Source organism: Devosia sp. GW821-FHT12F11, from assembly GCF_058806655.1.
Genome location: NZ_JBXAPX010000002.1, coordinates 732,741 through 759,249, shown reverse-complemented (window position 1 = coordinate 759,249; position 26,509 = coordinate 732,741). Strand labels below are relative to the sequence as shown.

28 protein-coding genes are annotated in these 26,509 nt (G+C 66.3%); 18 read left to right on the top strand and 10 right to left on the bottom strand.

The genetic code is table 11. The features are described 5' to 3' along the window. Positions 1-4 precede the first annotated feature (4 nt). Positions 5-1,453 carry a cobyric acid synthase gene (locus tag AC1ROK_RS09275; RefSeq protein WP_492846048.1) on the top strand — a complete coding sequence of 483 codons (1,449 nt, stop codon included), beginning with the start codon at positions 5-7 and terminating at the stop codon, positions 1,451-1,453. 58 nt (positions 1,454-1,511) lie between these two features. Continuing rightward, on the top strand, positions 1,512-2,465 hold the full coding sequence (gene cbiB, locus AC1ROK_RS09270; protein ID WP_492846046.1) for an adenosylcobinamide-phosphate synthase CbiB: 954 nt from the start codon (positions 1,512-1,514) through the stop codon (positions 2,463-2,465). A 176-nt stretch (positions 2,466-2,641) separates the two neighbouring features. On the opposite strand, the gene cobU is transcribed toward cbiB, so the two are convergent. Next, positions 2,642-3,199, bottom strand: coding sequence for a bifunctional adenosylcobinamide kinase/adenosylcobinamide-phosphate guanylyltransferase (gene cobU / locus AC1ROK_RS09265; RefSeq protein ID WP_492846044.1), 558 nt, complete (start codon positions 3,197-3,199; stop codon positions 2,642-2,644). A gap of 250 nt (positions 3,200-3,449) precedes the next feature. Here cobU and AC1ROK_RS09260 point away from each other — a divergent pair, with 250 nt between their 5' ends. The 6 genes from AC1ROK_RS09260 (at position 3,450) to AC1ROK_RS09235 (ending at position 10,621) form a co-directional block, all read left to right on the top strand. Next, a complete protein-coding gene (locus tag AC1ROK_RS09260; RefSeq protein WP_492846042.1) occupies positions 3,450-4,376 on the top strand; it encodes a glucosamine kinase nucleotide-binding domain-containing protein in 927 nt (308 codons plus the stop codon). Between the two features lie 42 nt (positions 4,377-4,418). Continuing rightward, positions 4,419-5,900 carry a glucose-6-phosphate dehydrogenase gene (gene zwf / locus AC1ROK_RS09255; protein ID WP_492846040.1) on the top strand — a complete coding sequence of 494 codons (1,482 nt, stop codon included), beginning with the start codon at positions 4,419-4,421 and terminating at the stop codon, positions 5,898-5,900. After that, the gene (gene pgl / locus AC1ROK_RS09250; RefSeq protein WP_492846038.1) at positions 5,897-6,595 is read left to right on the top strand and encodes a 6-phosphogluconolactonase; all 699 of its coding nucleotides are present in this window, start codon (positions 5,897-5,899) and stop codon (positions 6,593-6,595) included. The genes zwf and pgl overlap by 4 nt, the downstream gene beginning before the upstream one ends. Positions 6,596-6,629: 34 nt before the next feature. Then, complete coding sequence (gene edd / locus AC1ROK_RS09245) at positions 6,630-8,444, top strand: phosphogluconate dehydratase (protein ID WP_492846036.1); 1,815 nt, start codon at positions 6,630-6,632, stop codon at positions 8,442-8,444. A gap of 176 nt (positions 8,445-8,620) precedes the next feature. Then, the gene (locus AC1ROK_RS09240) at positions 8,621-9,523 is read left to right on the top strand and encodes an endonuclease/exonuclease/phosphatase family protein (protein ID WP_492846034.1); all 903 of its coding nucleotides are present in this window, start codon (positions 8,621-8,623) and stop codon (positions 9,521-9,523) included. A gap of 189 nt (positions 9,524-9,712) precedes the next feature. Then, positions 9,713-10,621, top strand: a complete 909-nt coding sequence (locus AC1ROK_RS09235; protein WP_492846032.1) for a transporter — start codon at positions 9,713-9,715, stop codon at positions 10,619-10,621. A 3-nt stretch (positions 10,622-10,624) separates the two neighbouring features. Here AC1ROK_RS09235 and AC1ROK_RS09230 read toward each other — a convergent pair whose 3' ends face one another. Beyond that, positions 10,625-11,107, bottom strand: coding sequence for a winged helix-turn-helix transcriptional regulator (locus AC1ROK_RS09230; RefSeq protein WP_492846030.1), 483 nt, complete (start codon positions 11,105-11,107; stop codon positions 10,625-10,627). 126 nt (positions 11,108-11,233) lie between these two features. On the opposite strand from AC1ROK_RS09230, the gene AC1ROK_RS09225 reads away from it, so the two are divergent. Both AC1ROK_RS09225 and AC1ROK_RS09220 read left to right on the top strand, forming a co-directional pair. Further along, the gene (locus AC1ROK_RS09225; protein ID WP_492846028.1) at positions 11,234-11,764 is read left to right on the top strand and encodes a dihydrofolate reductase family protein; all 531 of its coding nucleotides are present in this window, start codon (positions 11,234-11,236) and stop codon (positions 11,762-11,764) included. Between the two features lie 11 nt (positions 11,765-11,775). Continuing rightward, on the top strand, positions 11,776-12,621 hold the full coding sequence (locus AC1ROK_RS09220; protein ID WP_492846027.1) for an MBL fold metallo-hydrolase: 846 nt from the start codon (positions 11,776-11,778) through the stop codon (positions 12,619-12,621). A gap of 179 nt (positions 12,622-12,800) precedes the next feature. On the opposite strand, the gene AC1ROK_RS09215 is transcribed toward AC1ROK_RS09220, so the two are convergent. Further along, positions 12,801-13,244, bottom strand: coding sequence for a hypothetical protein (locus tag AC1ROK_RS09215; RefSeq protein ID WP_492846025.1), 444 nt, complete (start codon positions 13,242-13,244; stop codon positions 12,801-12,803). Then, positions 13,241-13,987 carry a phosphotransferase enzyme family protein gene (locus tag AC1ROK_RS09210; RefSeq protein ID WP_492846023.1) on the bottom strand — a complete coding sequence of 249 codons (747 nt, stop codon included), beginning with the start codon at positions 13,985-13,987 and terminating at the stop codon, positions 13,241-13,243. The genes AC1ROK_RS09215 and AC1ROK_RS09210 overlap by 4 nt, the downstream gene beginning before the upstream one ends. Before the next feature lie 210 nt (positions 13,988-14,197). Here AC1ROK_RS09210 and AC1ROK_RS09205 point away from each other — a divergent pair, with 210 nt between their 5' ends. Both AC1ROK_RS09205 and fabA read left to right on the top strand, forming a co-directional pair. Then, on the top strand, positions 14,198-14,770 hold the full coding sequence (locus AC1ROK_RS09205) for a TetR/AcrR family transcriptional regulator (protein WP_492846021.1): 573 nt from the start codon (positions 14,198-14,200) through the stop codon (positions 14,768-14,770). 14 nt (positions 14,771-14,784) lie between these two features. Continuing rightward, positions 14,785-15,321 carry a bifunctional 3-hydroxydecanoyl-ACP dehydratase/trans-2-decenoyl-ACP isomerase gene (gene fabA, locus AC1ROK_RS09200; RefSeq protein WP_492846019.1) on the top strand — a complete coding sequence of 179 codons (537 nt, stop codon included), beginning with the start codon at positions 14,785-14,787 and terminating at the stop codon, positions 15,319-15,321. A gap of 121 nt (positions 15,322-15,442) precedes the next feature. Here fabA and AC1ROK_RS09195 read toward each other — a convergent pair whose 3' ends face one another. Together AC1ROK_RS09195 and AC1ROK_RS09190 are read right to left on the bottom strand one after the other, a co-directional pair. Then, complete coding sequence (locus tag AC1ROK_RS09195; RefSeq protein WP_492846018.1) at positions 15,443-16,345, bottom strand: tetratricopeptide repeat protein; 903 nt, start codon at positions 16,343-16,345, stop codon at positions 15,443-15,445. A gap of 77 nt (positions 16,346-16,422) precedes the next feature. Continuing rightward, positions 16,423-16,881 (bottom strand): MarR family winged helix-turn-helix transcriptional regulator, encoded by a 459-nt coding sequence (locus tag AC1ROK_RS09190; RefSeq protein WP_492846016.1) that lies wholly within the window; start codon positions 16,879-16,881, stop codon positions 16,423-16,425. Between the two features lie 161 nt (positions 16,882-17,042). On the opposite strand from AC1ROK_RS09190, the gene AC1ROK_RS09185 reads away from it, so the two are divergent. Together AC1ROK_RS09185 and AC1ROK_RS09180 are read left to right on the top strand one after the other, a co-directional pair. Continuing rightward, positions 17,043-17,876 (top strand): alpha/beta hydrolase, encoded by an 834-nt coding sequence (locus tag AC1ROK_RS09185; protein ID WP_492846014.1) that lies wholly within the window; start codon positions 17,043-17,045, stop codon positions 17,874-17,876. Between the two features lie 191 nt (positions 17,877-18,067). Next, complete coding sequence (locus AC1ROK_RS09180; RefSeq protein WP_492846012.1) at positions 18,068-18,655, top strand: hypothetical protein; 588 nt, start codon at positions 18,068-18,070, stop codon at positions 18,653-18,655. 45 nt (positions 18,656-18,700) lie between these two features. Here the strand turns inward: AC1ROK_RS09180 and AC1ROK_RS09175 are convergent, their stop codons facing one another. Next, a complete protein-coding gene (locus AC1ROK_RS09175; RefSeq protein ID WP_492846010.1) occupies positions 18,701-19,594 on the bottom strand; it encodes a LysR family transcriptional regulator in 894 nt (297 codons plus the stop codon). A 93-nt stretch (positions 19,595-19,687) separates the two neighbouring features. Here AC1ROK_RS09175 and AC1ROK_RS09170 point away from each other — a divergent pair, with 93 nt between their 5' ends. Then, positions 19,688-20,704: a zinc-dependent alcohol dehydrogenase family protein gene (locus AC1ROK_RS09170; protein WP_492846008.1), complete on the top strand. Its 1,017-nt coding sequence runs from the start codon at positions 19,688-19,690 to the stop codon at positions 20,702-20,704. A 19-nt stretch (positions 20,705-20,723) separates the two neighbouring features. Then, a complete protein-coding gene (locus AC1ROK_RS09165) occupies positions 20,724-21,701 on the top strand; it encodes an aldo/keto reductase (RefSeq protein WP_492846006.1) in 978 nt (325 codons plus the stop codon). A 13-nt stretch (positions 21,702-21,714) separates the two neighbouring features. Here the strand turns inward: AC1ROK_RS09165 and AC1ROK_RS09160 are convergent, their stop codons facing one another. Further along, complete coding sequence (locus AC1ROK_RS09160) at positions 21,715-22,200, bottom strand: Lrp/AsnC family transcriptional regulator (RefSeq protein ID WP_492846004.1); 486 nt, start codon at positions 22,198-22,200, stop codon at positions 21,715-21,717. Between the two features lie 92 nt (positions 22,201-22,292). Here AC1ROK_RS09160 and AC1ROK_RS09155 point away from each other — a divergent pair, with 92 nt between their 5' ends. Next, positions 22,293-23,282, top strand: coding sequence for a DMT family transporter (locus AC1ROK_RS09155; protein WP_492846002.1), 990 nt, complete (start codon positions 22,293-22,295; stop codon positions 23,280-23,282). A gap of 91 nt (positions 23,283-23,373) precedes the next feature. On the opposite strand, the gene AC1ROK_RS09150 is transcribed toward AC1ROK_RS09155, so the two are convergent. Then, positions 23,374-23,856, bottom strand: coding sequence for a RidA family protein (locus tag AC1ROK_RS09150; RefSeq protein ID WP_492846000.1), 483 nt, complete (start codon positions 23,854-23,856; stop codon positions 23,374-23,376). 292 nt (positions 23,857-24,148) lie between these two features. Between AC1ROK_RS09150 and AC1ROK_RS09145 the strand changes: the two genes are divergently transcribed. Then, a complete protein-coding gene (locus AC1ROK_RS09145; RefSeq protein ID WP_492845998.1) occupies positions 24,149-24,835 on the top strand; it encodes a TetR/AcrR family transcriptional regulator in 687 nt (228 codons plus the stop codon). A gap of 117 nt (positions 24,836-24,952) precedes the next feature. Here the strand turns inward: AC1ROK_RS09145 and AC1ROK_RS09140 are convergent, their stop codons facing one another. Next, positions 24,953-26,506, bottom strand: a complete 1,554-nt coding sequence (locus AC1ROK_RS09140; protein ID WP_492845996.1) for a hypothetical protein — start codon at positions 26,504-26,506, stop codon at positions 24,953-24,955. Positions 26,507-26,509: the final 3 nt, after the last annotated feature.

The following is a 26,509-nucleotide window of genomic DNA, read 5'->3' as shown; positions in this document are numbered from 1 at the left end:
CAGCATGGCGAAATCCCTGATGGTCATGGGCACCGGGTCCGATGTCGGCAAGTCGCTGCTGGTGGCAGGCCTTTGTCGCGCCTACACAAATCGCGGGCTGCGCGTCGCGCCGTTCAAGCCGCAGAACATGTCGAACAATGCCGCCGTTACCGCCGATGGCGGCGAGATCGGTCGTGCCCAGGCGCTGCAGGCAAGGGCGGCTCGTCGCGACCCCGTCACCGCCATGAACCCGGTACTGCTGAAGCCCGAGGGCGAAACCGGCTCGCAACTGGTGCTGCGTGGCCAGCGCATCGGCAGCTTCCCGGCCCGCGAGTACTGGAAGAAGCGCGGCGAACTGCTCCCCCAAGTGCTCGCCGCCCATGCCGAACTTGCGGCCGACGCCGACCTGATCCTCGTCGAGGGCGCCGGCAGCGCCTCCGAGGTCAACCTCCGCGCCAACGACATCGCCAATTTCGGTTTCGCCCGGGCCGCCGACCTGCCGGTGATCCTCGCCGGCGATATCCAGCGCGGCGGCGTCATCGCGGCGCTGGTCGGCACCTTCGCGGTGATCGATGCCGATGATGCCGCACTGATCGCCGCGACGCTGGTGAACAAGTTCCAGGGCGACCCGGCGCTGTTCGAAGACGGCAAGCGCTTCATAGCCGAGCGCACCGGCGTGCCTTGCCTCGGCCCGATCCCCTGGTTCGGCGACGCGCGCAAACTCCCGGCCGAGGACGCGCTGGCGCTCGAGGAGCAGCAGACGCCGGGGCAGGGCGCCTATCGCATCGTCGTGCCGCGCCTGCCGCGCATTGCGAATTTCGACGATCTCGATCCGCTGCGGCTCGAGCCCGGCGTCAGTCTCGAAATCGTCCAGCCCGGTCGCCCCTTGCCTTATGGCGAGCTGATCATCCTCCCCGGCTCCAAGGCCACCCGCAACGACCTCGTGGCGCTGCGCGAGTATGGTTGGGATATCGATATCCTCGCCCACCACCGCGCCGGCGCCCGCGTGCTCGGGCTCTGCGGCGGCTTCCAGATGCTGGGCCATACGGTGTTCGATCCGCTGGGCCTCGAGGGTGTGATCGGCACCTCGGCCGGCCTTAACCTCCTCGACATCGACACCGTCCTCGGCCCGACCAAGGAGCTGCGGGTCGAGCAGGCGACTTCCACTCTGACCGGCGATCCGCTCGTGGGCTACCACATGCACATGGGCGTCACCCGCGGCCGCGGTCTCGAGCGGCCGTTTGCCCGTATCGGCGACACGAGCGACGGCGCGGTCAGCGCCGATGGTACCGTGATGGGGACGTATCTCCACGGCCTGTTCGCCGCCGACTCTTTCCGCCGCAACTTCCTCGGTTCCGCAGCCGCGACCTCGATGCTGGCCTACGAGGCCACGATCGATGCGACCCTCGATGCGCTCGCCGAGCATCTCGAGCGGCACCTCGACCTCGATGCGCTGCTGGAGCTGGCCCGATGAACGACGTTGTTGCCGCATCTCTCCTCGCGGTGCGGGCCAGCCCCAGTGGGGCGCTATAGTGCAAGCCCTGCTCGCTCCCATCGCGCTGCTGCTCGAGCGCCTCGTCGGTTACCCCAATGGTCTTGTCGCCCGTATCGGCCACCCGGTGATGTGGATCGGCAAGCTGATCTCGCTGCTCGATATGAGGCTGAACCGTGACGCCAACCGCCGCGGCAAGGGCGTGCTGGCGCTCGTCATCCTGCTCGCCGTCACCGGCCTCGTGACCGCGGTCATCGCCTGGCTCTGCCGTCTCATCCCCTATGGCTTCATCCTCGAAGCAATCCTCGCCTCCTCTTTCCTGGCGCAGAAGGCGCTCGGCGATGCCGTGCGCTTCGTCGCTGCCGCACTGCGCCGCGGCCTCCCCGAGGGCCGAACGGCGGTGAGCCACATTGTCGGTCGCGATCCGCAAGCGCTCGACGAGCCAGGCGTCGCCCGCGCCGCCATCGAGTCGCTGGCCGAATCCACGTCCGATGCGGTGGTCGCGCCGCTGTTCTGGCTGCTGCTGCTCGGCCTGCCCGGCATCGCGCTCTACAAGGCGGTGAACACCGCGGATTCGATGATCGGCCACAAGACCGAGCGGCACCTCGAATTCGGTTGGGCCAGCGCCCGCTTCGATGACCTGTTGAACCTCATCCCCGCCCGCCTCACCGCTTTGCTGATCGCCGGCGGCGCCTTCTTCATCAAGGGCGCGCATCCGGAGCTGGCCTGGTCCACGGCGCTGCGCGATGCGAACAAGCACGAGAGCCCCAATGCCGGCTGGCCCGAAGCCGCCATGGCCGGAGCGCTCGACTTCCGCCTCGGCGGCCCCCGCAGCTATGACGGCGAAGTGGTGGACTTGCCGAGTTTCGGCGACGGGCGGGCGGCGCTCGGGGCAGACGATATCGACCGCGCCCTCAGGCTCTACGCCATGACGCTAAACCTGACGCTGGCAGTGACGGTGCTGGTGGCGCTTATCGTGTGGAGGCTAGGCTAGCCGAGAGAGAGGGCCGCGCCGTCGCTGCCCCCCACCAGCGTCATTCCCGCGAAGGCGGGAACCTAGTGCGGTCTCTCAACGTCCGCCGGCGTTCAAGCATCCCACTGGGTCCCCGCCTTCGCGGGGATGACGCCGGTAGGGAGGAGGGAACTGGTCAGCGCCCCACGCCTCAGCCCTCAAGCCTCATGCACCCGCCGCTGCAGCACCTCCGCTTCCGGCGCTGCCCCCTTCAGCACCATCGGTAACCCCGCCACCACGAAATAGGCATCGTCGCAGATCTCGGCGATGCGCTGATGCGCCGAGCCGGCGAGGTCGCGGAACATCCGCGCCATGGCATTATCCGGCACGATCCCCAGCCCCACCTCGTTCGACACCAGGATCACCCGGGCGCTGGTCGTCTTCGCCAGCGTCGCCAGCAATTCGTCCACTGCCGCCGCGACGTTTTCGTTGGCGACGATCAGGTTGGTGATCCACAGCGTCAGGCAGTCGACCAGAATCGCATCGTGCGCCTTGGCGGCTTGCGTAATGGCAGCGCTCAGCCGCAGCGGCTCTTCAATCGTGGCAAAGGCCTGCGCCCGTTGCTGCTTGTGGCTTTCTACCCGCTCGCGCATTTCGGCATCGAGCGCCTGTGCCGTCGCGAGATAGGCCGGGCGCGTTCCCGCCCGCATCGCCAGCCGCTCGGCAAAGCCGGTCTTGCCCGAGCGTGCGCCGCCCAGTACCAGAACATGACCCATTCCCTGGCCTCCTTGCCGTCTTTCGCTGCCATGGAGCAATGCGCCGCGCCGGGCTTTGATCCATCGGCGACGGACTCTGTCCGCATGCGAGCCATGCGGCAAGCGACCTTTCCAGCCGCCTTCCTTTGCTTATTCTACTTTCGTCTAGAAATCTTTGGCATTAAGGTCCGCGCCGGACTCGGGGGGCTCCTGGGTCGACAAGCCATCAATTGTCGCCAAGCCATTAGTTGTCGTAAGGAGTGCGCGTTCGGTGCCTAGGTACTATCTGGGGGTGGATGGTGGCGGCACCAACTGCCGCATCCGCCTCGCCAACGAGAACCTCGAAACCCTGGCCGACGCCGCGGGCGGTCGCTCGAACCTGCAGATCGAAGCCGGCGAGCCGGCTTTCCGCTCCATTACCGAGGGCACCAAAGAGGTGTTCAGCAAGGCCGGCATCGATATCGCTGAGGCCGCCAATACCTATGCCTGCTTCGGCATGGCCGGCGGGCGCCTGCCATCGGCGCGCGATGCCTTTGCGCAGCGCCCCTGGCCCTTCGCCAAGGTCCGCGTCTATGACGACATCGATATCGCCCGCGCCGGCGCCCACGGCGGTGAAGATGGTGCGGTGATCATCGTCGGCACCGGCTCGGCTGCCCTGGCTTTGGTCAACGGCCAGCGCCACCAGTGCGGTGGCTGGGGTTTTCAGATCGGCGACCAGATGAGCGGCGCCATCCTAGGCCGCGAGCTGGTGCGCCGCTCGGTGGAAGCCGCCGACGGCCTGCGGCCGGCCTCGCCGCTCACCGAGGCGGTGATCGACAAACTGGGCGGCTCGATCGATGCGGTAATGGACTGGTCCTTCCCGCAAGACCCGCGCGGGCCGATGCCCGCCGGCAACGGGGCCCCCTCGACCCTGCTCGGTCGCGCCCCCGCCGAATTCGGCGCCCTGATCCCGCTGTTTTTCGATTTCTACGAAGGGGGCGATCCAGTGGCCAGGGAGCTGATGGAGCTCGAGCTGAGCTACATCGACACCTATGTGCGCTGGTTCAAGGCGCGTGGCGTCACCCGCATGGCCGCCGTTGGCGGCTTCGGCACCCGCCTCTACCCGCTGATGATCGAGCGCCACGGCGACTTCATCGTCCGCCCCGTCGACGAGCCGCTGCATGGCGCCGTCATCCTTGCCAAGCAGAATTTCGCCTGAGTTTGAGTTGCCATGAACTACCTCGATAGGAGCTTGAAGAGCGTGTCCAGCCGTATCATCCCGGTCCAGCCCTTCGATTACGTGGTGTTCGGCGCGACCGGCGACCTCACCAAGCGGAAGCTCATTCCGGCGCTCTACCACCGCTTCAAGGATGGGCAGTTCGACGAACACAGCCGCATCATCGGCGTGTCGCGCACCAAGCTGACCGATGCCGAATTCCAGAAGCTCGCCCGCGAGTCGATCGAGACCTTTGTCGAAAAGTCCTACCAGGACAAAAAGACCATCGACCGCTTCATCGGCACCTTCTCCTACGTGGCCAACGACGTCACCGACGAGGCGCATTGGGGCGATTTGTCGAAGAACCTGCGCGAGGATCCCAAGGTGGTCCGCGCCTTCTACCTCGCCATTGCGCCCGACCTGTTCGGGCCGACCTGCGAGTACATCCTCAAGAAGGGCTATTATCGTCGCGATGCCCGCGTGGTGATCGAAAAGCCGCTCGGCCACGACCTCGCTTCCTCGATCGAGATCAACGACGAAGTGTCGAAGATCTTCAAGGAGGATCAGGTCTACCGCATCGACCATTACCTCGGCAAAGAGACGGTGCAGAACCTGTTGGCGCTGCGCTTCGCCAACATCCTGTTCGAGCCGATATGGAACTCGGCCCATATCGACCACGTGCAGATCACGGTCGCCGAGTCGGTCGGCGCCGGCACCCGCGGCTACTATGACGAATCCGGCGCGCTGCGTGACATGGTGCAGAACCACATCATCCAGCTCCTCTGCCTCGTTGCCATGGAGCCCCCGGCCTCGGACGCCGCCAATGCGCTGCGCGACGAAAAGCTCAAGGTGCTGCGCTCGCTGAAGCCGATCGCCGGCGCCGATGTCAGCCGCGTCACCGTGCGCGGTCAGTATCGAGGCGGCAGCGTCGATGGCGCCGCCGTCGCCAGCTACCAGGACGAGCTGCCCGAGGAGAAGAAGGGCTCGCGCACTGAGACCTTCGTCGCCATCAAGGCCGAGATCGAGAACTGGCGCTGGTCTGGCGTGCCGTTCTACATCCGCACCGGCAAGCGGCTGGTGTCGCGCGCCTCCGAGATCGTCATCCAGTTCCGCAACATCCCGCACTCGATGTTCGACCATGCCCAGGGGGCGCCCAAGCCCAACCGGCTGGTCATCCGCATCCAGCCCGATGAAGGCGTAAAGCTGTTCCTGATGATCAAGGATCCGGGCCCGGGAGGGATGCGTCTGAGGGAAGTGCCGCTGAACCTGAGTTTTGCCGAGACCTTTGCCGAGCGCACCCCGGAAGCCTATGAACGCTTGCTGCTCGACGTTATCCGCGGCCAGCAGACCCTGTTCATGCGCCGCGACGAGCTCGAGGCCGCCTGGGAATGGGTCGATCCGATCCGCAGCGGCTGGGATCTCGCCAACGATGCCCCGCAGACCTATACGGCCGGCACCTGGGGTCCGACCGGCGCCATCGCCCTGATCGAGCGCGACGGCCGCACCTGGCACGAGGACGGGCATTGAACGCGACCCGGCGCAGCTTCGGCACCAAGGAAGACCTGGCGCTCGCGCTTGCCGAGACCGTCGCCGAACATCTGAACGACGGCATCGTGGCGCGTGGCCAGGCGGTGCTCGCCGTCTCCGGTGGTTCGACCCCGGCGCGGTTCTTTGCCGTGCTGGGCCGCCGCAAGGACATCGACTGGGAAAAGGTCACCGTCACCCTGGTCGACGAGCGCTGGGTGGATGAGACCAACGACCGCTCCAATGCGCTCCTGGTCAACGAGAAGCTGCTGCAAGGCCCGGCCGCCTCGGCGCATTTCGTGCCGCTCTATTCCGGCGGCGACGAGCCGACCGATGCCGCCATCGCCCGCACCAATATCGCGGTCAACGCCCTGCCGACGCCGTTCGACGCGGTGATCCTCGGTATGGGCAATGACGGCCACACCGCATCGTTCTTTCCTGGCGGCGACAACCTCGCCGCGGCGCTGACCGGCGAGGGGCCGGCCCTCGCCATCCGGGCGCCGGGGGCAGGGGAGCCCCGGGTGACGCTGGTCCTCAGGCGCCTTCTCGACGCTTCCGGGCTCTATCTGCATATCGAGGGGGAGGAGAAGCTGGCGACACTGGAAAGGGCTGCGTCGGAAGGTCCCGTTGAGGACATGCCGATCAGGTCTATTCTGCGTCAAAGCCAGACACCGCTGACTATCTTCTGGAGCCCCTGAGAGAGTGCTCAGGCGCTCCCCCAAGGAGCATGAAATGTCCGTCGTCAAGATCGTCCAGGAAGTCACCGACCGCATCGCGGCCCGGAGCGCTGGTTCACGTCGCGAGTATCTCGATCGCATCGAGGGTGCGCGAGCCCAGGGCGTGCATCGCGCCGCGCTTGCCTGCGGTAACCTGGCGCATGGCTTTGCTGCCTGCTCCCCGTCCGACAAGGCCAAGCTCGCCGGCTCCAAGGCGCTGAACCTCGGCATCGTCACCTCCTACAACGACATGCTGAGCGCCCATCAGCCCTACGAGACCTACCCCGAGATCATCAAGGATGCGGCCCGCCAGATCGGCGCCACGGCGCAGGTGGCGGGCGGCGTGCCGGCCATGTGCGACGGCGTCACCCAGGGCCAGCCGGGCATGGACTTGAGCTTGTTCAGCCGCGACGTCATCGCCATGGCGACCGCCATCGCGCTCAGCCACAACATGTTCGATGCCGCCGTCTATCTCGGCATCTGCGACAAGATCGTCCCCGGCCTGATGATCGGCGCGCTGACCTTCGGGCACCTGCCCGCCGTGTTCGTCCCCGCCGGCCCGATGCCCACCGGCATCTCCAACGACGAGAAGGCCAAGGTCCGCCAGCTCTATGCCGAGGGCAAGGTCGGCCGCGCCGAACTGCTGGAGTCCGAGGCCAAGTCCTACCATTCGCCTGGCACCTGTACTTTCTACGGCACCGCCAACTCCAACCAGATGCTGATGGAGATCATGGGCCTGCACCTGCCGGGCGCCAGCTTCGTCAACCCCAACACGCCGTTGCGCGAAGCGCTGACGCGCGAAGCCGCGAAGCGCGCCTTGTCGCTCACCGCCGAGGGTAACGACTACACCCCGATCGGCCACATCGTCGACGAGAAGGCCATCGTCAACGGGCTGGTCGGTCTGCTGGCCACCGGCGGCTCGACCAACCACACCATGCATCTTGTCGCCATCGCCGCCGCGGCCGGCCTCAAGGTGACCTGGGAGGATATGTCGGATTTGTCCGGCGGCGTGCCGCTGCTGGCTCGCGTCTATCCCAACGGCATCGCCGACGTGAACCATTTCCACGCCGCCGGCGGCATGGGCTTCTTGATCCGCGAACTGCTCGAGGCCGGGTACCTGCACGAAGACGTCAAGACCGTCTGGGGCGCCGGGCTCTCCGGCTACACGGTCGAAGCAAAGCTCATGGAAGACAAGCTCAGCTTCGAGCCCTCGCCCGCCGTCTCCGGCAACCCAAAAGTGCTGGCACCGGTGAAGGACGCCTTCTCCGCCAACGGCGGCCTCAAGGTGCTCTCGGGCAATATCGGTAAATCGGTGATCAAGGTTTCCGCGGTGAAGCCCGAGAACCGGGTCGTCGAAGCCCGAGCCCGGGTCTTTCACACCCAGGAAGGTATGCTCGCCGCCTTCAAGGCCGGTGAACTCACCGGCGACGTCATCGCCGTGGTCCGCTTCCAGGGCCCGAAATCGGTCGGCATGCCGGAGCTGCACAAGCTCACCCCGCAGCTCGGCATCCTGCAGGATCGCGGCCACAAGGTCGCGCTGGTCACCGATGGCCGCATGTCCGGCGCGTCGGGCAAGATTCCCGCTGCCATCCACATGACCCCGGAAGCAAGCGACGGTGGCGCCATCGCCAAGATTCGCGACGGCGACCTGATCCGCCTCGATGCCAACGAGGGTACGTTGACCTTCATCGGCGACGAGAAGGAGTTCTTCTCGCGCACCCCGGCGACCGAGGATCTCCGCCGCGAACACTATGGCATGGGCCGCGAACTCTTCGCCGGCTTCCGCGCCCTGGTGGGCACCGCCGACCGCGGCGCCAGCGTCTTCGGCTAGCAAGCCATAGCCCTCTCAGTGATCCTCCCCCGCGTGGCGGGGGAGGGGGACCAGCGAAGCTGGTGGAGGGGGCGGCCAAAACCCCCACCTTGATCCTGACGCAATCGGCGGCTTGCCTGCGGCCGGGCACCGGGACACGTGCTGCGGGGGAGATGGCTGTGGGTTGGAAAGTGGCCGTGACGGCGCTGCGGATCGCGGCCGCCCTGGCCTTGCTGGCGCTCCTCTGTATCTCCCTGGTCCCGCTGCTTGGCCCCTGGCCGGGCGACATGATCGCGCCATTTCGGGTGCAACTCGCGGTCGCGGCTCTTGTCGGTTTCGTTGCAGCAGCGGCGCTCAAAGACCTGCGATTGCTCGGCTTTGCCGGCATCGTCGTGGCGGCTACTGTCATGCCGATCGCCGCCCGGCTGATCGATCGCCCGGTGCTGCCGGAGACGGCGGCCGGTCGGCCCGTCAGCCTAGTCGTCGCCAACGTGCTTTGCGACAACACTCAGTATGACCGCGTCGTCGGGCTGGTGCGGGAACAGCAGAGCGATATCTTCGCCGCCGTGGAGACGACGCCGGAATGGGTGGCGTCGCTGGACGGACTCAAGGATCAATACCCCCACAGCTTTGCGCCCACGACGCTCGGCGTCTTTGGCGTGGCCCTCTACGCCAAACGCCCGTTCTCGGCCACGCTGCTCTACGTTGGCCGCCGGCAACTGCCGCTGCTGCGGGCCGATTTCGGCGATATGGTGGTCTATGTCGCGCACCCGATGCCGCCCGCCAGCGCGAGGCTCACGGCCGACAATCGCGACTACATCGAGGCTCTGGCGGCAGAGGTCGCGGCAGAGACACATCCGGTCGTTATCGCCGGTGACCTGAACACCACGCTCTGGTCGAACAACATCGAGCCGCTGCTTCGGCATCCCATGCAATGGCCCGCTAACTCGGGGCTCGCCTACACCTGGCCGGCGGCGAAGCCATGGATGGCCATCCAGATCGATCAGGTGCTGACGAGAGGAATGACGGCCGGCAGCTTCCGGACGCTCGGCGATGTTGGATCTGACCACTACCCGGTGCGGGCTGATCTGGTGATCTGAGCCCCGGGGACGGGCGCTGCATCTGACGTCCCCTGTGGATACTCTGCCACTCGCCAGCCGATGTGATCACCGCCACCCAGAATATTCTTGTCCCTACTTTAACGTGCGTGCACTCTGATCAGGTGGGGGCCGGTGCGTCGCGCGCTGGCTGTGGCGGTTGTTGCGGCAACCGATCGACAGGAGGGAAGCGTGCTTGCAAGAATAGCCATGGCGGCATTGGCATCGGTTTCGATGGTTTCCGGCGCGCTGGCCTGGGACGGGGCGCGGGCCTACCACCTGCGTCCGGGCGGGGCGAGCGATATCAGCCTGGCGCTGAACATGATCCACGTCGAGAACAATATTGCCTTACTGGGGGACACCACGCTGGACGTGGGCGTGCTGACCCCGACCTATCGCAAGACCTTCGACCTCTCGGGCAATGTCGGCCTCGTGCTGATCGGCCTGCCGGTGGGCGGCATGTCGTTCGACTCGTTGGCTCCCACTGTCGATACCGGCATCGCCCAGGGCGATCTGGTGCTCGGTGCAGCACTGGGACTGGCGGGCATGCCCGCCCTCGCCCCGATGGACTACGCCATGCACAAGCCGGGATTCCAGGCCATGGTCGAGGGCAAGCTGTTCCTGCCCACCGGCGATTATGATGCCAACCGGATGGTGAACCTGGGACAAAACCGCTGGACGTTCCAGGCCAGCCTTCCCATCAGCTATGCGCTTGGCGACAATATGATCGATCCGGAGCTGACCACCTTCGAACTCCGGCCAGTAGTGGTGATCTTCGGCGACAACGAGGATCCCTTCGTTGGTGTCCCCGCCAACGTGGTGAGCCAGGCCCCGATCTTCGGCCTTGAAGGCCATATCACCCGCAATTTCGGCAACAGCATCTGGGCCGCTGTCGATGCCTACTACGAGACCGGCGGTGAGACCTCATGGGATGGCGTTCCGCAGGGTGACGGGGTGGAGACGCTGGCGCTCGGCGCCACCCTCGGCCTGGTGCTCAGCCCGAATGTCGCAACGCGCATGACCTATCGCCACACTGTCTATTCCAGCGACCCCGACCTCTCGGGGCACGGCCTAGAGATCACCGCGGCCTATCTGTTCTGACGATTACTCGGCGGCGGCTGCGTAGGCCGCTTCCATCCTGGCGAAGGCCGACACGGCCGGTCGCGGCGCGCCCAGATGGATGTGCCGCAGCTCATCCATGAACTCTTCCCAGAGCTGCGGGCCGCCATCTTCGAGCACCTGCGCCCCTGTCGCCAGATCCGGCGCAGGGAGGGTGTGGCGTAGCCCCCAACTACCCATCACCGCCATCAGCGGCACCAGCTCGATCGCCTTCTCGGTCAGCGAGTAGACCACCCGCTGCTTGTGGCTGGGGTCCCGGCCGCGGGTCAGCAGCCCATTGGCGGTGAGCCGCTTCAGCCGGTCGGTGAGGATGTTTGAGGCGATGCCCTCGATGCTCTCCGTCAGGTAGGAGCGAAAGGTCCGCGGGCGGCCGCCGAACATCGAGTCCCGCAGGATGATCAGGCTCCAGCGGTCGCCGAAGGTTTCGAGCGTATTGTTGATCGGGCACCCGGCGCGTCGGTAGCTCATCATGTCCATCCGCAAAACTGGTTGCAAAATAGAGGTGGTTTCCGGCCGAGCTCGACTGTTAGCACAGTGACCGGCGCAAATGAACGCGACCCCTGCGGGCCGCTGCAGAGCCAAAGGAGCCCGCATATGGCCAAGCTCGTCTTCGGAATGAACCAGTCTCTCGATGGCTATGTCGACTTCATGGCGTTCGCCCCGAGCCCGGTGCTGTTCCGGCATTTCATCGACCAGGCGAAGGCCAATGCCGGCAGCCTCTATGGTCGGAAGCTCTACGAGATCATGAGCTATTGGGATGAGGACCAGGCCGAATGGGACGCTGCCGAGCGCGACTTCGCCAAGGCCTGGCGCAGTGCACACAAATGGGTGGTCTCGAGCACGCTGAAGTCGGTCGGCCCCAATGCGACGCTGATCGACGGCGACCTCGAGACGGCGGTGCGAAAGCTCAAGGCCGAGCATGAGGGGGAAATCGAAGTGGGCGGCCCGGTCCTCGCCGGTCGGCTGACCGAACTGGGGCTGATCGACGAATATCGTATCTACCTGCACCCGGTGGTGCTCGGAAAAGGCGATCCGTTCTTCGTTGCCGCGCGGCCGCCGCTGCGGCTGAAATCCAGCGAGCAGCTCGACGAGAACGTCATCCTGCTGACCTACGTGCCGGCCTGAGGAGAGCTGCGATGCTGAGCTGGCAGGTCGGCCGGGTGAGGATTACCCGCATCGTCGAGATGGATCTGCCGATCCCGGTCTCGTTCATGTCCGGGACAACACCCGAGGCGCTGCGCCGGCTGCCGTGGCTCTATCCGCACTTCGTCAGCGCTGACGACAGCACCCTCTACCTCAGTGTCCATGCGCTGCTGGTCGAGGCGCCGGGGCTGCGGCTGGTGGTCGATACCTGCGTCGGCAACGATCGGCGGCGCGAATTCACCGGCGGCGAGACGCTGTCGACGCCGTTCCTCGAGCAATTGGGCGAGGCCGGTTGGTCGCGCGATGGCGTCGACGCGGTGGTGTGCACGCATCTCGATGTCGACCATATCGGCTGGAACACCGTGCTCGAAGCAGGCAAGTGGGTGCCGACCTTTCCGCGGGCGCGCTACCTCATCGGCCGCGAGGAATATGAGTTCTGGAAGGGCGTCGACGACGCCGAGCAGGTGGCGGCGATGGCCGACAGCATCAAGCCGATCTTCGACGCCGGCCTCGTCCAGTTGGTCGAGCAGGATCACGTGCTCTCGCCCGAGGTCCGGCTCACCCCGTCCAACGGCCACACCCCGGGCCATGTCAGCGTGTTGATCGAATCCGACGGCGCGCGGGCGGTGATCACCGGCGACATGACGCACCACCCCTGCCAGATGGCGCACCCGGACTGGACCCTCGCCGACATCGATCCCAAACATGCGATCGACACCCGCTCCCGGCTCTTCGCCGAATGGGCCGACCAGCCGATCCTCGTCATCGGCACCCACTTCGCCGCCCCGACGGCCGGCCATATCGTGCGCGACGGCAAGGCGTTCCGGTTCGAGGTTTAGGCCCCTTCACTATTGAGCTGAGGCGCCAGCTAAGTGATCGCAGGTGAGCGTGGCTCTCAGTGCTCGAGCTGACCCACTGCAAGTACCCCACCCAGCCGGTGGCTGCGGTAGTTCAGTGCCACTTCCCCTTAGCCGATGCAGCCAATGACCAAACGCTTTCGCGCTGCATCAGGCAAGCTTCACTGGTCTTTCAGCCTGTAATCGAGCGTCGGCCAATCGCTGCTGACAAGCCATTGCAGCAAGTGCTCCCGGAACGGCAGCGCGGCAACCACCGCGCCCGTCCGCCACCACCAGACCACATCGGCCGCCTGCTCTCCGGCAATCGACGGATAGACATAGAGGCAACCGAGGTATTCGCCCTCCTGGCTTTCGATCACCCAAGCGAAACTGCGACGGGCCTCGAACTCCCGTTGATGCCAGGCGAGATCGATCAGGTTCTTCTCTCTGGTCAGCCCGTCCGGCCAGCTCAATCCCGGGTTCGCGGCCTTGATGTCGGCTGCGCTCTCCGTCACGGCGCTGAAATCCCGCTCCAGGTCACTGACTGACAACGCCCGCAGCGTGACCTCGCCGAGGACATGCACGGCCGGGATGGTGCGGTCCTTGAACGCGGGGTGTGGCCTCATCCGGTCACCCCGACGACCGGTCGAACCTCGGCCAGCCGCCTGATCGAATAATCATCCTTCCAGCATACCGCCGCTTCCCAGGCGGCCGAGGCCTGGGCGGCGATATCGAGCGCGTCGCCTTCGAGGTCGGCGGCGTTATGGGGCAGCTCGAGGTCGAGATCGGGGACGTCGACATGCGCTTCGTCCCAGTCGATAAGCGCCACGCGATCGGCGGTCATCCTCACGTTGCCGGGGTTGGGGTCGCCGTGCACGGCGCTGGTCGGCCGTCCGGCAAGCCGCGCCCAGGCGGCCCGGCAGCGAACCACCGCCTCGGCCGGCATCGCATTGAGGTCGATGCGTGTGCCCGTGTCGGCAACCAGCAGGTCGGTGGAGGAGCGCCAGCCCGGCCGCTGCGGCCAGCCTGCCGTCAGCCGGTGCAACTCACGCAGCGTCGCGGCCACCCGGCGCCAGTCGTCCGCCGACTGCGGCGGCCCGCCCTCCAGGTATTTCATCACCACCAGCCCATCGACGAACAGGCGCCCGTCGGTGGTCGGGAGCGGCGCCGGCACGGTGAGGCCGTTCCGTTCGAGATGCTGCAGCAGTTCGGCCTCCCAGGCGAGGTCGGCGTCGTCCCGCTTGCCGAGCCGCGCCACCGCCAGTTCTCCGCCGATCCGCACGCTCCAGATGTCGTTAGCCACGCCACCCTTCAGCCGTTCGACCCGCACCGCATCATTTCCCCACAGCCCGAGCGCTTCCCAACCCACCTGCAACATCCCTCGATATGCAAAAACCGCCGCGCTAGCGCGGCCCCGGCCCCGAACGACGCCGATCAGGCACCTGCCGATGACGGACGCGAAGTCCGCGTGCCGCCAATCACTCTTGAGGCCATGCGCGGGTCAACCCCCATTCCGCAGCTTGACACTGCCATCGCAATGCTGAATTGAATTCAATTCAAGATTAGTGAGGGCATGCGAATGACCAACACCCGCCAGAACCTCATCGCAGCCGCCCAGGCCGAGCTTATCGCGGGGCATGGCCACCTCGAGATGCAGGCGGTCGCCAGGCGGGCCAAGGTCTCGGTCGGGCTCGCCTATCACCACTTCGGCTCGAAGAGCGGGCTGATCGCGGCGGTGGTGGAAGCGTTCTACGCCGAGCTGAATGCCGCGGCCTTCGACAGTGCCGAGTTTCCTGCGGGCAACTGGGCCGAGCGCGAGAAGGCGCGCATCGGTGCCTACGTGGCGTTCCACTACGCCCACCCGTTTGCACCGCTGGTCATCGGAGCGCTGAGCCGGTCGCCTGAAGTGCTCGACGTCGAGACCGCCTTCACCAACCAGACGCTCACGGGCGGCGAAGCCATGATCCGGGCGGCGCAGCGCGATGGCACCGTTCGGTCGGACCTCGACCCCGCGCTGACCATCGCCCTGATGAGCGGCGGCATCCGGCAGGCGATGCTCGGCGCCCTGACGCGGGTGGATCGGCCCGACCCGGACGCGCTCACCGAAGCGATCTGGAGCTTCATGGCCGCCGCGCTGCGCTCGGCCACCTGACCGCGAGATCCAGCATGCCGACGCCGCTCGACTTTCACCGCCCGCAGCCCGCCTACGACCGCAGCGAGCTGCTCCGCTCCTCGGCCGGCGGCTATTTCGGCCCCGGCAACGCCCAATTGCCGGCCCCGCCGATGCTGATGATGGACCACATCACCACCATCAGCCGCGATGGCGGCGCCTACGGCAAAGGTCACGTCCTCGCCGAACTGGCGATCACCCCCGAGCTCTGGTTCTTCGCCTGCCACTTTCCCGGCGATCCGGTGATGCCCGGCTGCCTGGGGCTCGATGCCATGTGGCAGATCATCGGCTTCTGGCTGGGCTGGTCCGGCCTGCCGGGTAAGGGCCGGGCGGTCGGCGTCGGCGAAATGAAGTTCCGCGGCCAGATCACCCCCGAGACGCACCTCGTCCGCTACGAGGTCAGCATCCGCCAGGTTCGCCGCGGCCGGCTGCCGATCGGTGTCGCCGATGGCAGCGTCTATGCCGACGAGACTTGCGTCTATGTCGCCAAGGATATGCGCGTCACCCTGATCGGCGGAAGCACCTCCGAATAGCGGCGGCCGCGTTCGGCTCCCCGGCCAGCTCCGCTCCCGACATTGTCACGGTGCCGTCTCGAAGGCAGCGGCTTCGAGCCGCCCCCAGCTTGTCCCACACCTGGCGCGATCCCGAACGGTGCTAGACGCCGGCGTCGGTAGACGGCGCCACGGAGAGCGGGTCCAGGGGCTTCCCGCAGTCGCTGATGGTCGGCGCGGGGTGCGGATGAACGTCTTTCGGCGGGTGGTTCTTCAGCCACTGGGCAGCCAGTTCGAACCCGGTAGTGATGTCGCCGCGCGTGAGATTGGCGGTGATGGCTTCAGGTAGTGGCGACTGACACCCGCGCTGGATCGACAGCTGATACCACTTCACTGCCAAGACCGGATCTGGCCGATCAACGATGCTACCGGTGGCATACATCATGGCCAGTTGCCACTGTGCTGCAGCGGCGTTCTTGTTGGCAGCGATCTGCAGCAACCGTAGGGCCTCATCGGCGTCTTGGGTCAGTCCCAGTTCGCCGAACAGGTAAGCGTTGGCGAGCTGGAAGTGGGCCCCGGGGTCGCCCTTGGCGACTGCAATGCGGTATAGCCGCAGGGCCTCTGCTTCGTCCTTCTCGACACCATCGCCCGCAGCGAAAAGGTCGGCGATGTTCCGGTCGCTCCAGCCGTCGTCCTCGGGCATCGCCGCGGCCTTGCGATACCAGCGGATGGCCTCTTCGACGTCGCGCACCACACCGTATCCCTGTTCATAGTGGGCGCCGAGGTCGTTCATCCCCTTTCGGCTGCCCAGCGCTGCGGATCGACTGGACCACTCCAGCGCCGTTGCGTGATCAATCGAAGTGCCCTCACCGAACCAGTACATGTGGGAGAGGCGGTCCATCGCTTCGACATTTCCTGCCTCAGCCAGGGCCGTCATCCTCGCCATCGCTTCGGCGAAATCGCCCCGCTGGTAGATCGCCCAGGCATCGTCCCAGGGGTCTGCTGCAACTGGCGCGGCCAACACAAACATCAGCAGCAATGCGGCAAGTCTTGAAAGATGCTTCATCGAAAGCCCCGACAATCTGCAAGTCAGACTGCCGCACCGTTCGCCGCCGCGCCAGCACAGCGTTAAGGGATGCTTAACTACGCCCCCTCGAGCTTTGCCCGCACGCTGTCGCGCATTTTGGCCATGCGCCGCTGCATCTCGATCACCCCGTCGAGGTCCTCACCGCTGGCCAGTGCCAGTTCCACGGCGGCCAGTTTGCCGTCGGCCTTGAGAGCGAGCCCGGCGTCGGTGATCTCGACATCGAGCACCCGCTCGTCGTCCTTGTTGCGGGTACGCTTCACCAGCCCCGCCGCCTCGAGCTTCTTGAGCAGCGGCGTCAGCGTGTTCGATTCCAGCATCACCAGGTCGGTGAGCGCCTTCATCGTGATCTTGCCGTTTTCCCACAGCACCATCATCACCACGAATTGCGGGTAGGTGAGGCCAAGCTTGTCCAGCATCGGCCGGTAGAACCGGCTGAACGCGTGGCTCAGCGAATAGGCTGAAAAGCACAGCAGCAGATCGAGCTTCAACTGCTCGGCGATCTCTTTCTTGTCCATCGGATACCTCCAGTCGTGCCTTCTATATAGAGCGCATGCGATCTAATCGCAAGCGACCGACGCATGCCAGCCATGCAGGATCATACGTTGTTCAAAATTCAATCGCGTGCGATTTAATCGTCATCGCAATGACGCGACCGACTTTCAAACGGGAGATTGAAATGACCACGAACCTCGACACTTCGGCCGCCTTTGCCGCCGCCAATGCCGCAAAGAGCAAGACCGCGCTGTTCATCACCGGCGCCTGGATGCACACCTCGAGCTGGGACAAGCTGCGCTCGGTGTTCGAAGCCGCCGGTTACAAGACCCTGGCTCCGGCCTGGCCCTATCTCGAAGGCAATCCGGCCGAACTTCGCGCCCACCCCGACAAGCGGCTGGGCACACTGACCTTCGGCAAGATCGTCGATCACTATGCCAAGATCATCGACGGCCTCGACGAGCAGCCGGTGATCATCGGCCACTCGATGGGCGGCCTCATCACCCAGCTGCTGCTCGATCGTGGCTACGGTGTCGCCGGCATCGCCATGGACCCCGGCCCGATCGCCGGCGCGTTGCCCGGTCCGGTGTCGCTGCTCGCCGCCCTGCCGCCGATCTTCGCCGGCCCGGGCAACAGTCAGACCATCACCCGCGAGGGCTTTGCCAAGAACTTCGCCAACACTCTGAATGCCGCCGACCAGCAGGTCGCCTATGACGACTATGTCGTGCCCACTCCGACCAATATCTTCTACCAGGCCGCCGGCATGTTCGGCACCGCCGTGAAGGTGAGGGCGCGCAAGCAACCCCTCTTGGTGATCTCGGCCGAACACGACCGCACCGTCACTCCGTATCTGGCCAAGGCCATCTTCAACATCCAGAAGAAGTCGCCGGCCCGCACCGATTTCCACCAGTTCGCCGACCGCTCTCACTTCCTGGCCGGCGAGAAGGGCTGGGAAGAAGTCGCTCACTACGCCCTCGACTGGGCCAACGAAGTCACTGCGGCTCCGTCTATCCACTGAGCTTATCCTCCCCCGCGTGGCGGGGGAGGGGGACCAGCGGAGCTGGTGGAGGGGGCATATCAAGCCGGCATTTTCCTCCCTCCCTCGCCCCGCTGGGGAGGACTAATGCCAGACCGGTGCCATCACCTCCGCCATTCCCTCACCCCCGGGAATCTCGTACCCATCCTCATAGGCCCTGAGGGGAGGGGAAGTTGATCCGCCGGACCACCCGTATCGTAGCCGCCGCGATTGCGCTTGCCGCTCTCGCTGCCTGTTCCTCAATTCCCCTAGGCACCGCCTCGAAACTTCGCGGCCTCGACTACCTCAACGATGATGTCGCGAGCCTGCTGCTCGCCTTCGACCTGCCGCCCTCACTGGAACCGGTGCAGGGTGCCTCGACCATCAACTTCGACATCACCACGCCATCGAGCGGCGAGCGCCACATCAAGGCGACGCTGGTCGCAGCCGACGCCGGCGATCTGGCCGGCACGCTCCCGCCTCCCTCCGGTGACCGCAACTACTACCTGTTCGGTTTCTCCGACCCGGACAAGCAGGCGATCCGCGAAGCGCAGGCCTGGGCCAAAACCCTGCCGGCTGGCAATAATGCGCTGTCGATTTCGCTGAGCCCAAAACTCTGCCGCACCGAGCCGCTCGATCCGAGCAAGACCACCGTCTCGGCGCTCATCGCGCTGCCCGGTGCGACCGGTCTCGCCCCGCTGCTCAGCAACCAGCCGCTGTCGAGCGTCCTCGCCAGCGCCCCGATCAAGGATGTCCCACCCTGCGCCGGGCATTCCGGGTAGGGCGCTACTGCGGGTGAGGGGCACTTCACTGGGCGTTTCAGACGGCTAAGTGCGATAGCGCAGCGCTTCGACGAAGGCGGTGAAGGCCGGCGAGGGCTGCCGACGGTTGGGATAGTAAAGGTGAAAACCCTGCCAGAGCGGTGACCAATCGGCCAGCACCTCGACCAGCTCGCCGCTTTCGATGTACTTGCGCGCCATGAACTCCGGCACGTTGCCGAGCCCATGTCCGTCGAGCGCCGCGTCCAGCACCGGCAGGATGCTGTTGAAGATCAGCTGCCCTTCCACCCGCACGTTCAGCTCGCGGCCGTCCTTTTTGAACTCCCAGGCATAGAGGCTGCCGGCGGTCGTCAGCCTGAGGTTGATGCACTGGTGCTCGGTAAGGTCGTGCGGCGTCAGCGGCGGCGGACATCGCTCGAGATAGTCGGGAGTTGCCACCACGCTGAATCGCCAGTCCGGACCGATCCGCACCGCGATCATGTCTTTGGACAGCGCCTCACCCAGCCGCACCCCGGCATCGAGGCGTTGCTCGACGATGTCGACGAAGCCGTTCTGGATCGCCAGCTCCACCGTGATGTCGGGATAGCGCCTGAGGAACGTCTTCAGCATCGGCCGGAACACCGACGCCACCACCGAGTCACCGCACGAAACCCGGATGGTGCCGGCCGGCCGGTCGCGCAGCTCGCTGAGCGCCGCGATCTCCGCCTCGATCTGCTCGAAATGCGGCCCGACCGAGTTGACCAGCCGCTGACCGGCCTCGGTCGGCGACACGCTGCGCGTGGTCCGCGACAACAGCCGTAGGCCCAACCGCGCTTCCAGCCCTTTTACCGAATGGCTGAGCGCCGACGGCGTCACCCCCAGCTTAGCGGCCGCCCGGGTAAAGCTCTGCTCCCGCGCCACTGCGAGAAAGGCCTGCATGTCATCGATCGGGCTGCGCGCCATTGCTGAGCCATGCTCATAACTTCATGGAGATTATTCATCCTAATCGACGGCAACTCAGCTGGCTATATTGGCTGCCAGCAAGGAGTGCTGACTATGCTCGCCACTATCCTCTACGCTCCGGGCGACGTGCGCGTCGAACAGCGCGACGAACCAAAAATCCTGAAACCCACGGATGCGATCATCCGCCTCTCGGCCACCTGCATCTGCGGCTCCGACCTCTGGCCGTTCCGCGGCGCCAACGAGGTCGCCTCACCCATGGCGATGGGCCACGAATATTGTGGCGTGGTGGTCGAAGTCGGCAGCGAGGTGAGGACCGTGCGGCCGGGCCAGTTCGTCGTTGGCTCGTTCGTCCTCTCCGACAACACCTGCCCGCATTGCCGCTACGGCTTCCAGTCGTCCTGCGAGCAGCGCGAGTTCATGACCGGCGGCCAGGCCGAGCTGGCGCGCGTACCGCTCGCCGATGGCACGTTGATCGCCACTGCCGAATTGCCCCCCGACGACCTGATCCCAAGCCTCCTCGCCGCCTCCGACGTGCTTGGCACCGGCTGGTATGCCGCCGACGCGGCCCGCGTGCAGCCCGGCTCCACCGTGGTCGTCGTCGGTGACGGCGCAGTAGGCCTGATGGGGGTGCTGGCGGCGAGGCAGCTCGGCGCCGATCGCATCATCGCCATGAGCCGGCACAAGTCACGGCAGGATCTGGCGCTCGACTATGGCGCAACCGATATCGTCGCCGAGCGTGGTGACGCCGGCGTGGCGCGGGTCCGTGAGCTCACCCAGCGCGTCGGCGCCGACGCCGTGCTCGAATGCGTCGGCACGCAGCAGTCGATGCAGACCGCCATCGACTGCGCCCGTCCGGGCTCGATGATCGGATATGTCGGCGTCCCGCACGGCGTCACCTTCGACGGCCAATCGCTGTTCTTTGCGCAGCGCGGCATGATCGGCGGTCCGGCTCCGGTCCGCCGCTTCCTGCCGCAGCTGCTGGACCTGATCCTCACCCGCAAGATCAACCCCGGCAGGGTCTTCGACCTCGAACTGCCGCTCCGCGATGCCGCACTGGGCTATCGCGCCATGGACGAGCGCCGCGCCATCAAGGCGCTGCTACGCCCGTAATTCCGAAAAGGAAATCAAGATGCAAAAGCGCAAACTCGGACAGGGCCTCGAAGTCTCGGCCATTGGGCTGGGCTGCATGGGGATGAGCCAGTCCTACGCCCCGTTCCCGGAAAAATCCGCTTCGATCGCGCTGATCCGCGCGGCCGTCGATCGCGGTCTCAGCTTCTTCGATACTGCCGAGGTCTATGGCCCCTTTGGCAACGAAGAGATCGTCGGTGAGGCACTGGCGCCGGTGCGCGATCAGGTGGTGATCGCCACCAAGTTCGGTTTCCAGTATCAGGACGGCAAGTCGAACGGCGTCAACAGCCGGCCGGAACATATCCGGCAGGCGCTGGAGGGTTCGCTCAAGCGGCTGCGCACCGACCGCATCGATCTCTACTACCAGCACCGCGTCGATCCGAACGTGCCGATCGAGGATGTCGCCGGCACGGTCCGCGACCTCATTGCCGAGGGCAAGGTCAAGCATTTCGGCATGTCCGAGGCGGGCCCCCAGACCATCCGCCGGGCCCACGCCGTGCAACCGGTCAGCGCGTTGCAGAACGAGTACTCGCTGTGGTTCCAGCGCCCGCCGGTGCTCGACCTGCTCGAGGAGCTCGATATCGGCCTCGTCGCCTACAGTCCGCTCGGCAAGGGCTTCCTTGCCGGCAAGATCACCGAGGCCACCACCTTCGAAGCCCACGACATCCGCAACACCATTCCGCGCTTCACCCCTGCGGCGCGCGCCGCCAACCAGGCAATGGTCGATCTCCTCGCCCGCATCGGCGGCCAGCTCGATGCCACGCCGGCCCAGGTGGCGCTCGCCTGGCTGCTGGCCCAGCGTTCGTGGATCGTCCCGATACCCGGCACCACCAAGTTGCCGCGCCTTGAAGAGAACATCGCCGCGGCGTCGCTCGAGCTGTCGCCCGAAACCCTCGCCGAGATCGACGCTGCCGCGGCGGCGATCGAAGTAGAGGGCGCTCGCTACAATGAGCAGCAGGAGCGCGCCACCGGGCTCTGACCAGCGACAGGCCCTACGGGACGACGATCTCCGACCCGGTCTTGACCCGGTCAAGCGCCACCAGGGTGCGAAAGCTCGCCACCGCCTCGTTCTGTGCGAACAGCCGCCGGGTCGTCGCCTCATAGCTCACCATGTCGGGCGAGACGATGATCAGGACGAAGCTGGTGCCGCCGGTCACGTAGTAGCACTGCTGCACTTCGGGCGCGTCGCGGAACAACGCCTTGGCCGCGTCGACCGTCTGCAGCCGCTCGTTGGCAAGGTGCACCTCGACGATTGCCGTGATCCCCATCTGAACGGCGCGGGTATCGAGCACAGCGACGTTCTTCTCGATCACACCCGCGGCTTCCATCGCGGCGATGCGGCGCTGCACTGCGGCTGAGGAGAGGTTCACCGCCTCGGCAATGCTGCGCTGCGGGGTCTTGTTGTCGCGCTGGATGATCCTGAGGATGGCGCGATCGAAGCTGTCGAGCTTGCGCGGCGGAGCTTTGGCTTGGGTCATGGGTGAGTTTTTGTTGCATTTGGGGCGGCAATCAAGAGCGCAACGCTCGCCTGGCTGATGATACCCCTCGCTTCGATCCTCGCGAGGCCAGCTTGAGCACCACCACCGCCGCACCATCGGGCGCCTATCGGACCACTCTCGGCCTCGCTTTCGGCGTTGGCGCCGGGGCGCTGTGGGGGCTGGTGTTCCTCGCCCCGGAACTGGTGCGCAGCTTCAGTCCGCTCGAGCTTGCTGCCGGACGCTACCTCGCCTACGGCGTCATTTCCGCCCTGCTGATCGTGCCGCGCTGGCGGGCGTTGCGCGCCGTTCTCACTCGCCGCGACTGGCTGTCGCTGGTCTGGCTGGCGCTGGCCGGCAACACGCTCTACTACATCCTTGTCGCCTCGGCGGTGCAACTGGGCAGCGTCGCCATGGCCTCGCTGGTCGTCGGCTTCCTGCCGGTCACCGTCACCGTCATCGGCAGCCGCGATCGCGGTGCGGTGCCGCTCCGCGCGCTGCTGCCCTCGCTGCTGCTCTGCGCTGCCGGGGCGCTCAGCATCGGCTGGCAGGCCGTTGCAGCAGCGCCGACAGCCGCGGTCGGCACCGAACTGCTGGGCCTCCTCTGCGCCGTCGGCGCGCTCGCCTCGTGGACCGCCTATGCCGTCGGCAACAGCCGCTGTCTCGCCCGGCTGCCGCATTTGTCGGCGCATGACTGGAGCCTGCTCACCGGCGTCGTCACCGGCGCCCAGGCCCTGCTGATGGTGCCGCTCATCGCCCTCATTCAGCCGCAGCACGCGCCGGCAGAATGGCTGCAGTTCGCCGGCGTCTCCATCGGCGTCGCAGTGCTGGCGTCGATCTGCGGCAATGCGTTGTGGAACCAGATGAGCCGGCTGCTGCCGCTCACCCTCGTCGGGCAGATGATCGTGTTCGAGACGGTGTTTGCCCTGCTCTACGGGTTCCTTTGGGAACAGCGCTGGCCTCAGCCGCTGGAAGTCCTCGCCTGTGCCTTCGTCCTCGCCGGCGTGATCTCGTGCCTCAGGGCGCATCGTGGCCACCGTGCCCCGTCAGCGCACCCGGACGTCGACGAGCAGGCGGCAGGCTAGAGCGCTTCCGCCTCGTATCCCCTCTCCCCTCTGAGGAGAGGGGGCGGCAACCGCCGGCAGTGACCCGCTAAGCCCGCCCTCTGCTTCCGCTCTAGTTCAGCACGACGATCGCTTCGACCTCGAACAGCATCGGCTCGATTGCCAGCTTGGGTACCGGCACCAGCGTCTGCGCCGGCAGCCTGTCGCCGAACATTGTTTTGACGTTCTCGGTCAGCACGCCGAGCTTCGACATGTCGTGGTCGACCACGAAAATCGTCAGCTTGGCCACCTGGTCGGGCGTCGCCCCGATTCCCTCGAGCGCCGCACCGAGGTTGGCATAGGCCTGCTTCACCTGCGCGGCGAAGTCGGGCGCGAGACCGCCAGTGCTGTCCTGCCCGCCCTGTCCCGAAATGTAGGCGATCTTCGCACCGGCGGGCACGATCACCGCCGTGCTGTAGCCGTTCGGCGTGGGGTCGAAGAGGTTCGCCGGATTGACGATGCTGAGCCTGCTTTCGTCCGCCAACGTTGCGGTGGATGCGCCTGCGGTCATGATGAATAGCCCTCCGATAAGCAGCTGGGTGAATGTGCGTGACATGGTGTTTCTCGTAGCTCCGCGGATCCGCGAGAGGCTCGCGGCCGACAAGGATTGAGCGTTGATCGATTGCGCCTTACGTCTGACTCGTACGGTGTACGGGAACGTGACATCGTACGATGTACGAGTCAATCGGGCAGGGGCGACATTTGCCGTCGCGCGTGGAGCGCTTTCAGAGTAGTTGCAGACTTTACCGGTTCGAAAGCGCGATAAAATCAATAGCCTGGGGCGTTTCGACGTTTCAGAAGACGGCGAAACGCTCCCCTGGATCCCTGGGACTGACAGCGAGGACCACATGCCAACCAAACCCAGCGGCGCTCCGGCGAGGCGCTCCCGAAGCACCGGTGCAGCCACCGCCTCGGGCGGCCCGCCGCTCTCGCTGGAGCGCATCGTCGCCACTGCCGTGGATCTGCTCGACAGCCAAGGGGTCGATGGCCTGTCGATGCGCCGGCTGGCCGATCGGCTCGGCGCCGGCGCGATGAGTCTGTATTGGCATGTGGGGAACAAGGAGGAGGTCTTCGACCTGGCCCTCGACGCCGTCCTTGCCTACGGCCCGACCGAAGCTGATGCCCGCGACTGGCGCGCCAGTGTCGTCCACATGCTCGAGGATTGGCGCGCCGCCATGCTGCGCCACCCCTGGTCGGCCGCCCTGCTGCCGCGTCGCGCCCTCGGTCCGAGCATGCTGGGGCGCCTCGAACTGCTCAGCCGGACCCTGTCGCGGGCTGGTGTGGCCGATGCCGACCTGAACGTCGCGATCTGGTCGGTGTGGAACTATGTGATGGGCGCTGCCATCACCCGTGGCAGCTTTGACCGCTCGCCCGATGATCTCGCGGCCGCGCAACTCCGCCTCGCCGAGCTCGGCGAGCGCTACCCGACCATCGACCGCTCGCGTCTGCTGCTCGACAGCGATTGGGACGGCGCTTTCAAGAAAGGCCTCGATCTGCTGCTCGACGGACTGGCTCCGGGCGGTGAACGTCAATGACGTGATGTCTGGCGATGGAGCCTGGTTCCGCGCTTGCCACGGCGGCGGCGCCCGACGGGTGCGGCGCGGAGTTACGATGGGGGCGCCATGCCTTGCGGCGAGCCCTCTCGGGACAGGCTAGAAGCCGCCACCGGTCTTGAAGCCGCCGCTGGTGCGGTTGCCGCTGGAGCCGGTGCGTGGGCGGGAGAACCCGCCGCCTCCACTGGAACCGCCGCCGCCAAAGCCACCACCGCCGCTGCCGGGGAGTCGGCCCCAGCCGCCGCCGAAGCCGCCGTCGCGACGGCCGCCCGAGGCACCACCACCGAAGCTCGAGTCGGGCCAGCTGAAGCCGCCGCCCGAGTTGCCGCCCCACGGCGAATCCTGCCGCTGCTGTTGCGGCTGCACGCCGCCGGTCCAGTTCTGGCTGCGTCGCCACTGGCCCCAGTAGTCCGCCGCGGTAATGCCGCCGCGCAGGAAATCATTCAGCAGGTCGCCGACCAGCTTGTCCTCGCGGAAGGTCGAACGCGGGTTGTCGAAATTCTGCTTCTTGAACTCGTACTGGATGTCCTCGAGCTCGCGCCGCCGCGCCGCCAGCGTCTTCAGCCGGGCCTTTTGCTCGCGGCTGTCGCCGTCTTCCTCGGCGGCTCGCTGCCGCGACTCGTCGATCTGCTTGACGATGGTGTCGTCCTGCCCGGTCTCGGTGGCGCGCGCTTCGGCCAGCAGCGTCTGGATGTCCTCACGGCCCAGCGCTTCGGCCAGCCCGCTCACCGCGGCGCTGAACGCCGGATCGCTCCCTTGCGCCAGTTCACGCTGCGCCCGGGCGCGCTCGTCGCGCTTGTCCTCGGCCCCGACCATCTCCTGGTCGATTGCCGCGATACGCGCCTCCGCCTTCTCCAGCAGCTCCCGCGTCGGCCGCCCGCCGGCTGCGTCCACCGCCGCCTTTTCGAGCTTGGTCACTTCCTGCTGCGCCGCCACCGCGATCTGCTCCTGGCGGTCGGCATGCTCGCGCAGCCTGAGCGGGATCTCGTTCAGCATGGCGAAGTTCACCCGCGCCTCGGGGAAGCCGACCAGCCCGGCGATCAGGCCGTCGAAATACTGGATCAGGTTGTTTTCGCGGTAGTTCTTGGTGCCGAAGCCGCGCTCCCACAGGTACATGAACAGCGGGTCGTCGCGGTAGGGCTTGCCCTTCTGCTCGCGGTCCGCCTCGGCCTGCTGGGTCTTGCGCAGGCTCTCCTCGGCGACGTGCGCCAGTTGCTCGGCGGTCCTGCGCTTGGCCGCATACTCGGGATTCTTCACCGCTTCCACGGCTACCCGGTCCGCCAGCGCCTTCAGCTCCGCCTGCGCCTTGTCGGCTGCGGCCGCCTGCTCGGTCCGCTCCTTGGCGAGCGCCGCGATCTGCTGGTCGAGCCCCCTGAGCTCATCCTCCGCGGCGCTGAGTTCGGCGCCGTGCCGGCTCAGCATCTCGCGCGCCTTCACCTCGGCCTGGCTCAGCCGGCCGGCCAGCGCGGCCTGCGACGCCGGGTCGAGCCGCACTTCGGCCAGCTGGCGCAGCAGCTCGCTCTCGGTTTCCTTGAACTTGGTGACGAGTTCGGCCGAGCGCGCCAGGCGCTTGGCGATCTCATCCTCCTCGCGGCGGATGTCGCGCAGCGCCTCGTCGAGGGAACGCAGGGCTTCCGGGCCTGACAGGCTCATGCT

Bases quoted from the DNA above. Each gene is read 5' to 3' on its own strand.
- AC1ROK_RS09225 (WP_492846028.1), top strand. From the start codon at position 11,234: ATGGCCAAGCTCGTCTTCGGAATGAACCAGTCTCTCGATGGCTATGTC.
- AC1ROK_RS09140 (WP_492845996.1), bottom strand. From the start codon at position 26,506: ATGAGCCTGTCAGGCCCGGAAGCCCTGCGTTCCCTCGACGAGGCGCTG.
- AC1ROK_RS09185 (WP_492846014.1), top strand. From the start codon at position 17,043: ATGACCACGAACCTCGACACTTCGGCCGCCTTTGCCGCCGCCAATGCC.
- AC1ROK_RS09145 (WP_492845998.1), top strand. From the start codon at position 24,149: ATGCCAACCAAACCCAGCGGCGCTCCGGCGAGGCGCTCCCGAAGCACC.
- AC1ROK_RS09160 (WP_492846004.1), bottom strand. From the start codon at position 22,200: ATGACCCAAGCCAAAGCTCCGCCGCGCAAGCTCGACAGCTTCGATCGC.
- AC1ROK_RS09275 (WP_492846048.1), top strand. From the start codon at position 5: ATGGCGAAATCCCTGATGGTCATGGGCACCGGGTCCGATGTCGGCAAG.
- AC1ROK_RS09150 (WP_492846000.1), bottom strand. From the start codon at position 23,856: ATGTCACGCACATTCACCCAGCTGCTTATCGGAGGGCTATTCATCATG.
- AC1ROK_RS09165 (WP_492846006.1), top strand. From the start codon at position 20,724: ATGCAAAAGCGCAAACTCGGACAGGGCCTCGAAGTCTCGGCCATTGGG.
- cobU (WP_492846044.1), bottom strand. From the start codon at position 3,199: ATGGGTCATGTTCTGGTACTGGGCGGCGCACGCTCGGGCAAGACCGGC.
- fabA (WP_492846019.1), top strand. From the start codon at position 14,785: ATGCCGACGCCGCTCGACTTTCACCGCCCGCAGCCCGCCTACGACCGC.
- AC1ROK_RS09175 (WP_492846010.1), bottom strand. From the start codon at position 19,594: ATGGCGCGCAGCCCGATCGATGACATGCAGGCCTTTCTCGCAGTGGCG.
- AC1ROK_RS09195 (WP_492846018.1), bottom strand. From the start codon at position 16,345: ATGAAGCATCTTTCAAGACTTGCCGCATTGCTGCTGATGTTTGTGTTG.
- edd (WP_492846036.1), top strand. From the start codon at position 6,630: ATGTCCGTCGTCAAGATCGTCCAGGAAGTCACCGACCGCATCGCGGCC.
- AC1ROK_RS09230 (WP_492846030.1), bottom strand. From the start codon at position 11,107: ATGAGCTACCGACGCGCCGGGTGCCCGATCAACAATACGCTCGAAACC.
- AC1ROK_RS09170 (WP_492846008.1), top strand. From the start codon at position 19,688: ATGCTCGCCACTATCCTCTACGCTCCGGGCGACGTGCGCGTCGAACAG.
- AC1ROK_RS09220 (WP_492846027.1), top strand. From the start codon at position 11,776: ATGCTGAGCTGGCAGGTCGGCCGGGTGAGGATTACCCGCATCGTCGAG.
- AC1ROK_RS09205 (WP_492846021.1), top strand. From the start codon at position 14,198: ATGACCAACACCCGCCAGAACCTCATCGCAGCCGCCCAGGCCGAGCTT.
- AC1ROK_RS09215 (WP_492846025.1), bottom strand. From the start codon at position 13,244: ATGAGGCCACACCCCGCGTTCAAGGACCGCACCATCCCGGCCGTGCAT.
- AC1ROK_RS09190 (WP_492846016.1), bottom strand. From the start codon at position 16,881: ATGGACAAGAAAGAGATCGCCGAGCAGTTGAAGCTCGATCTGCTGCTG.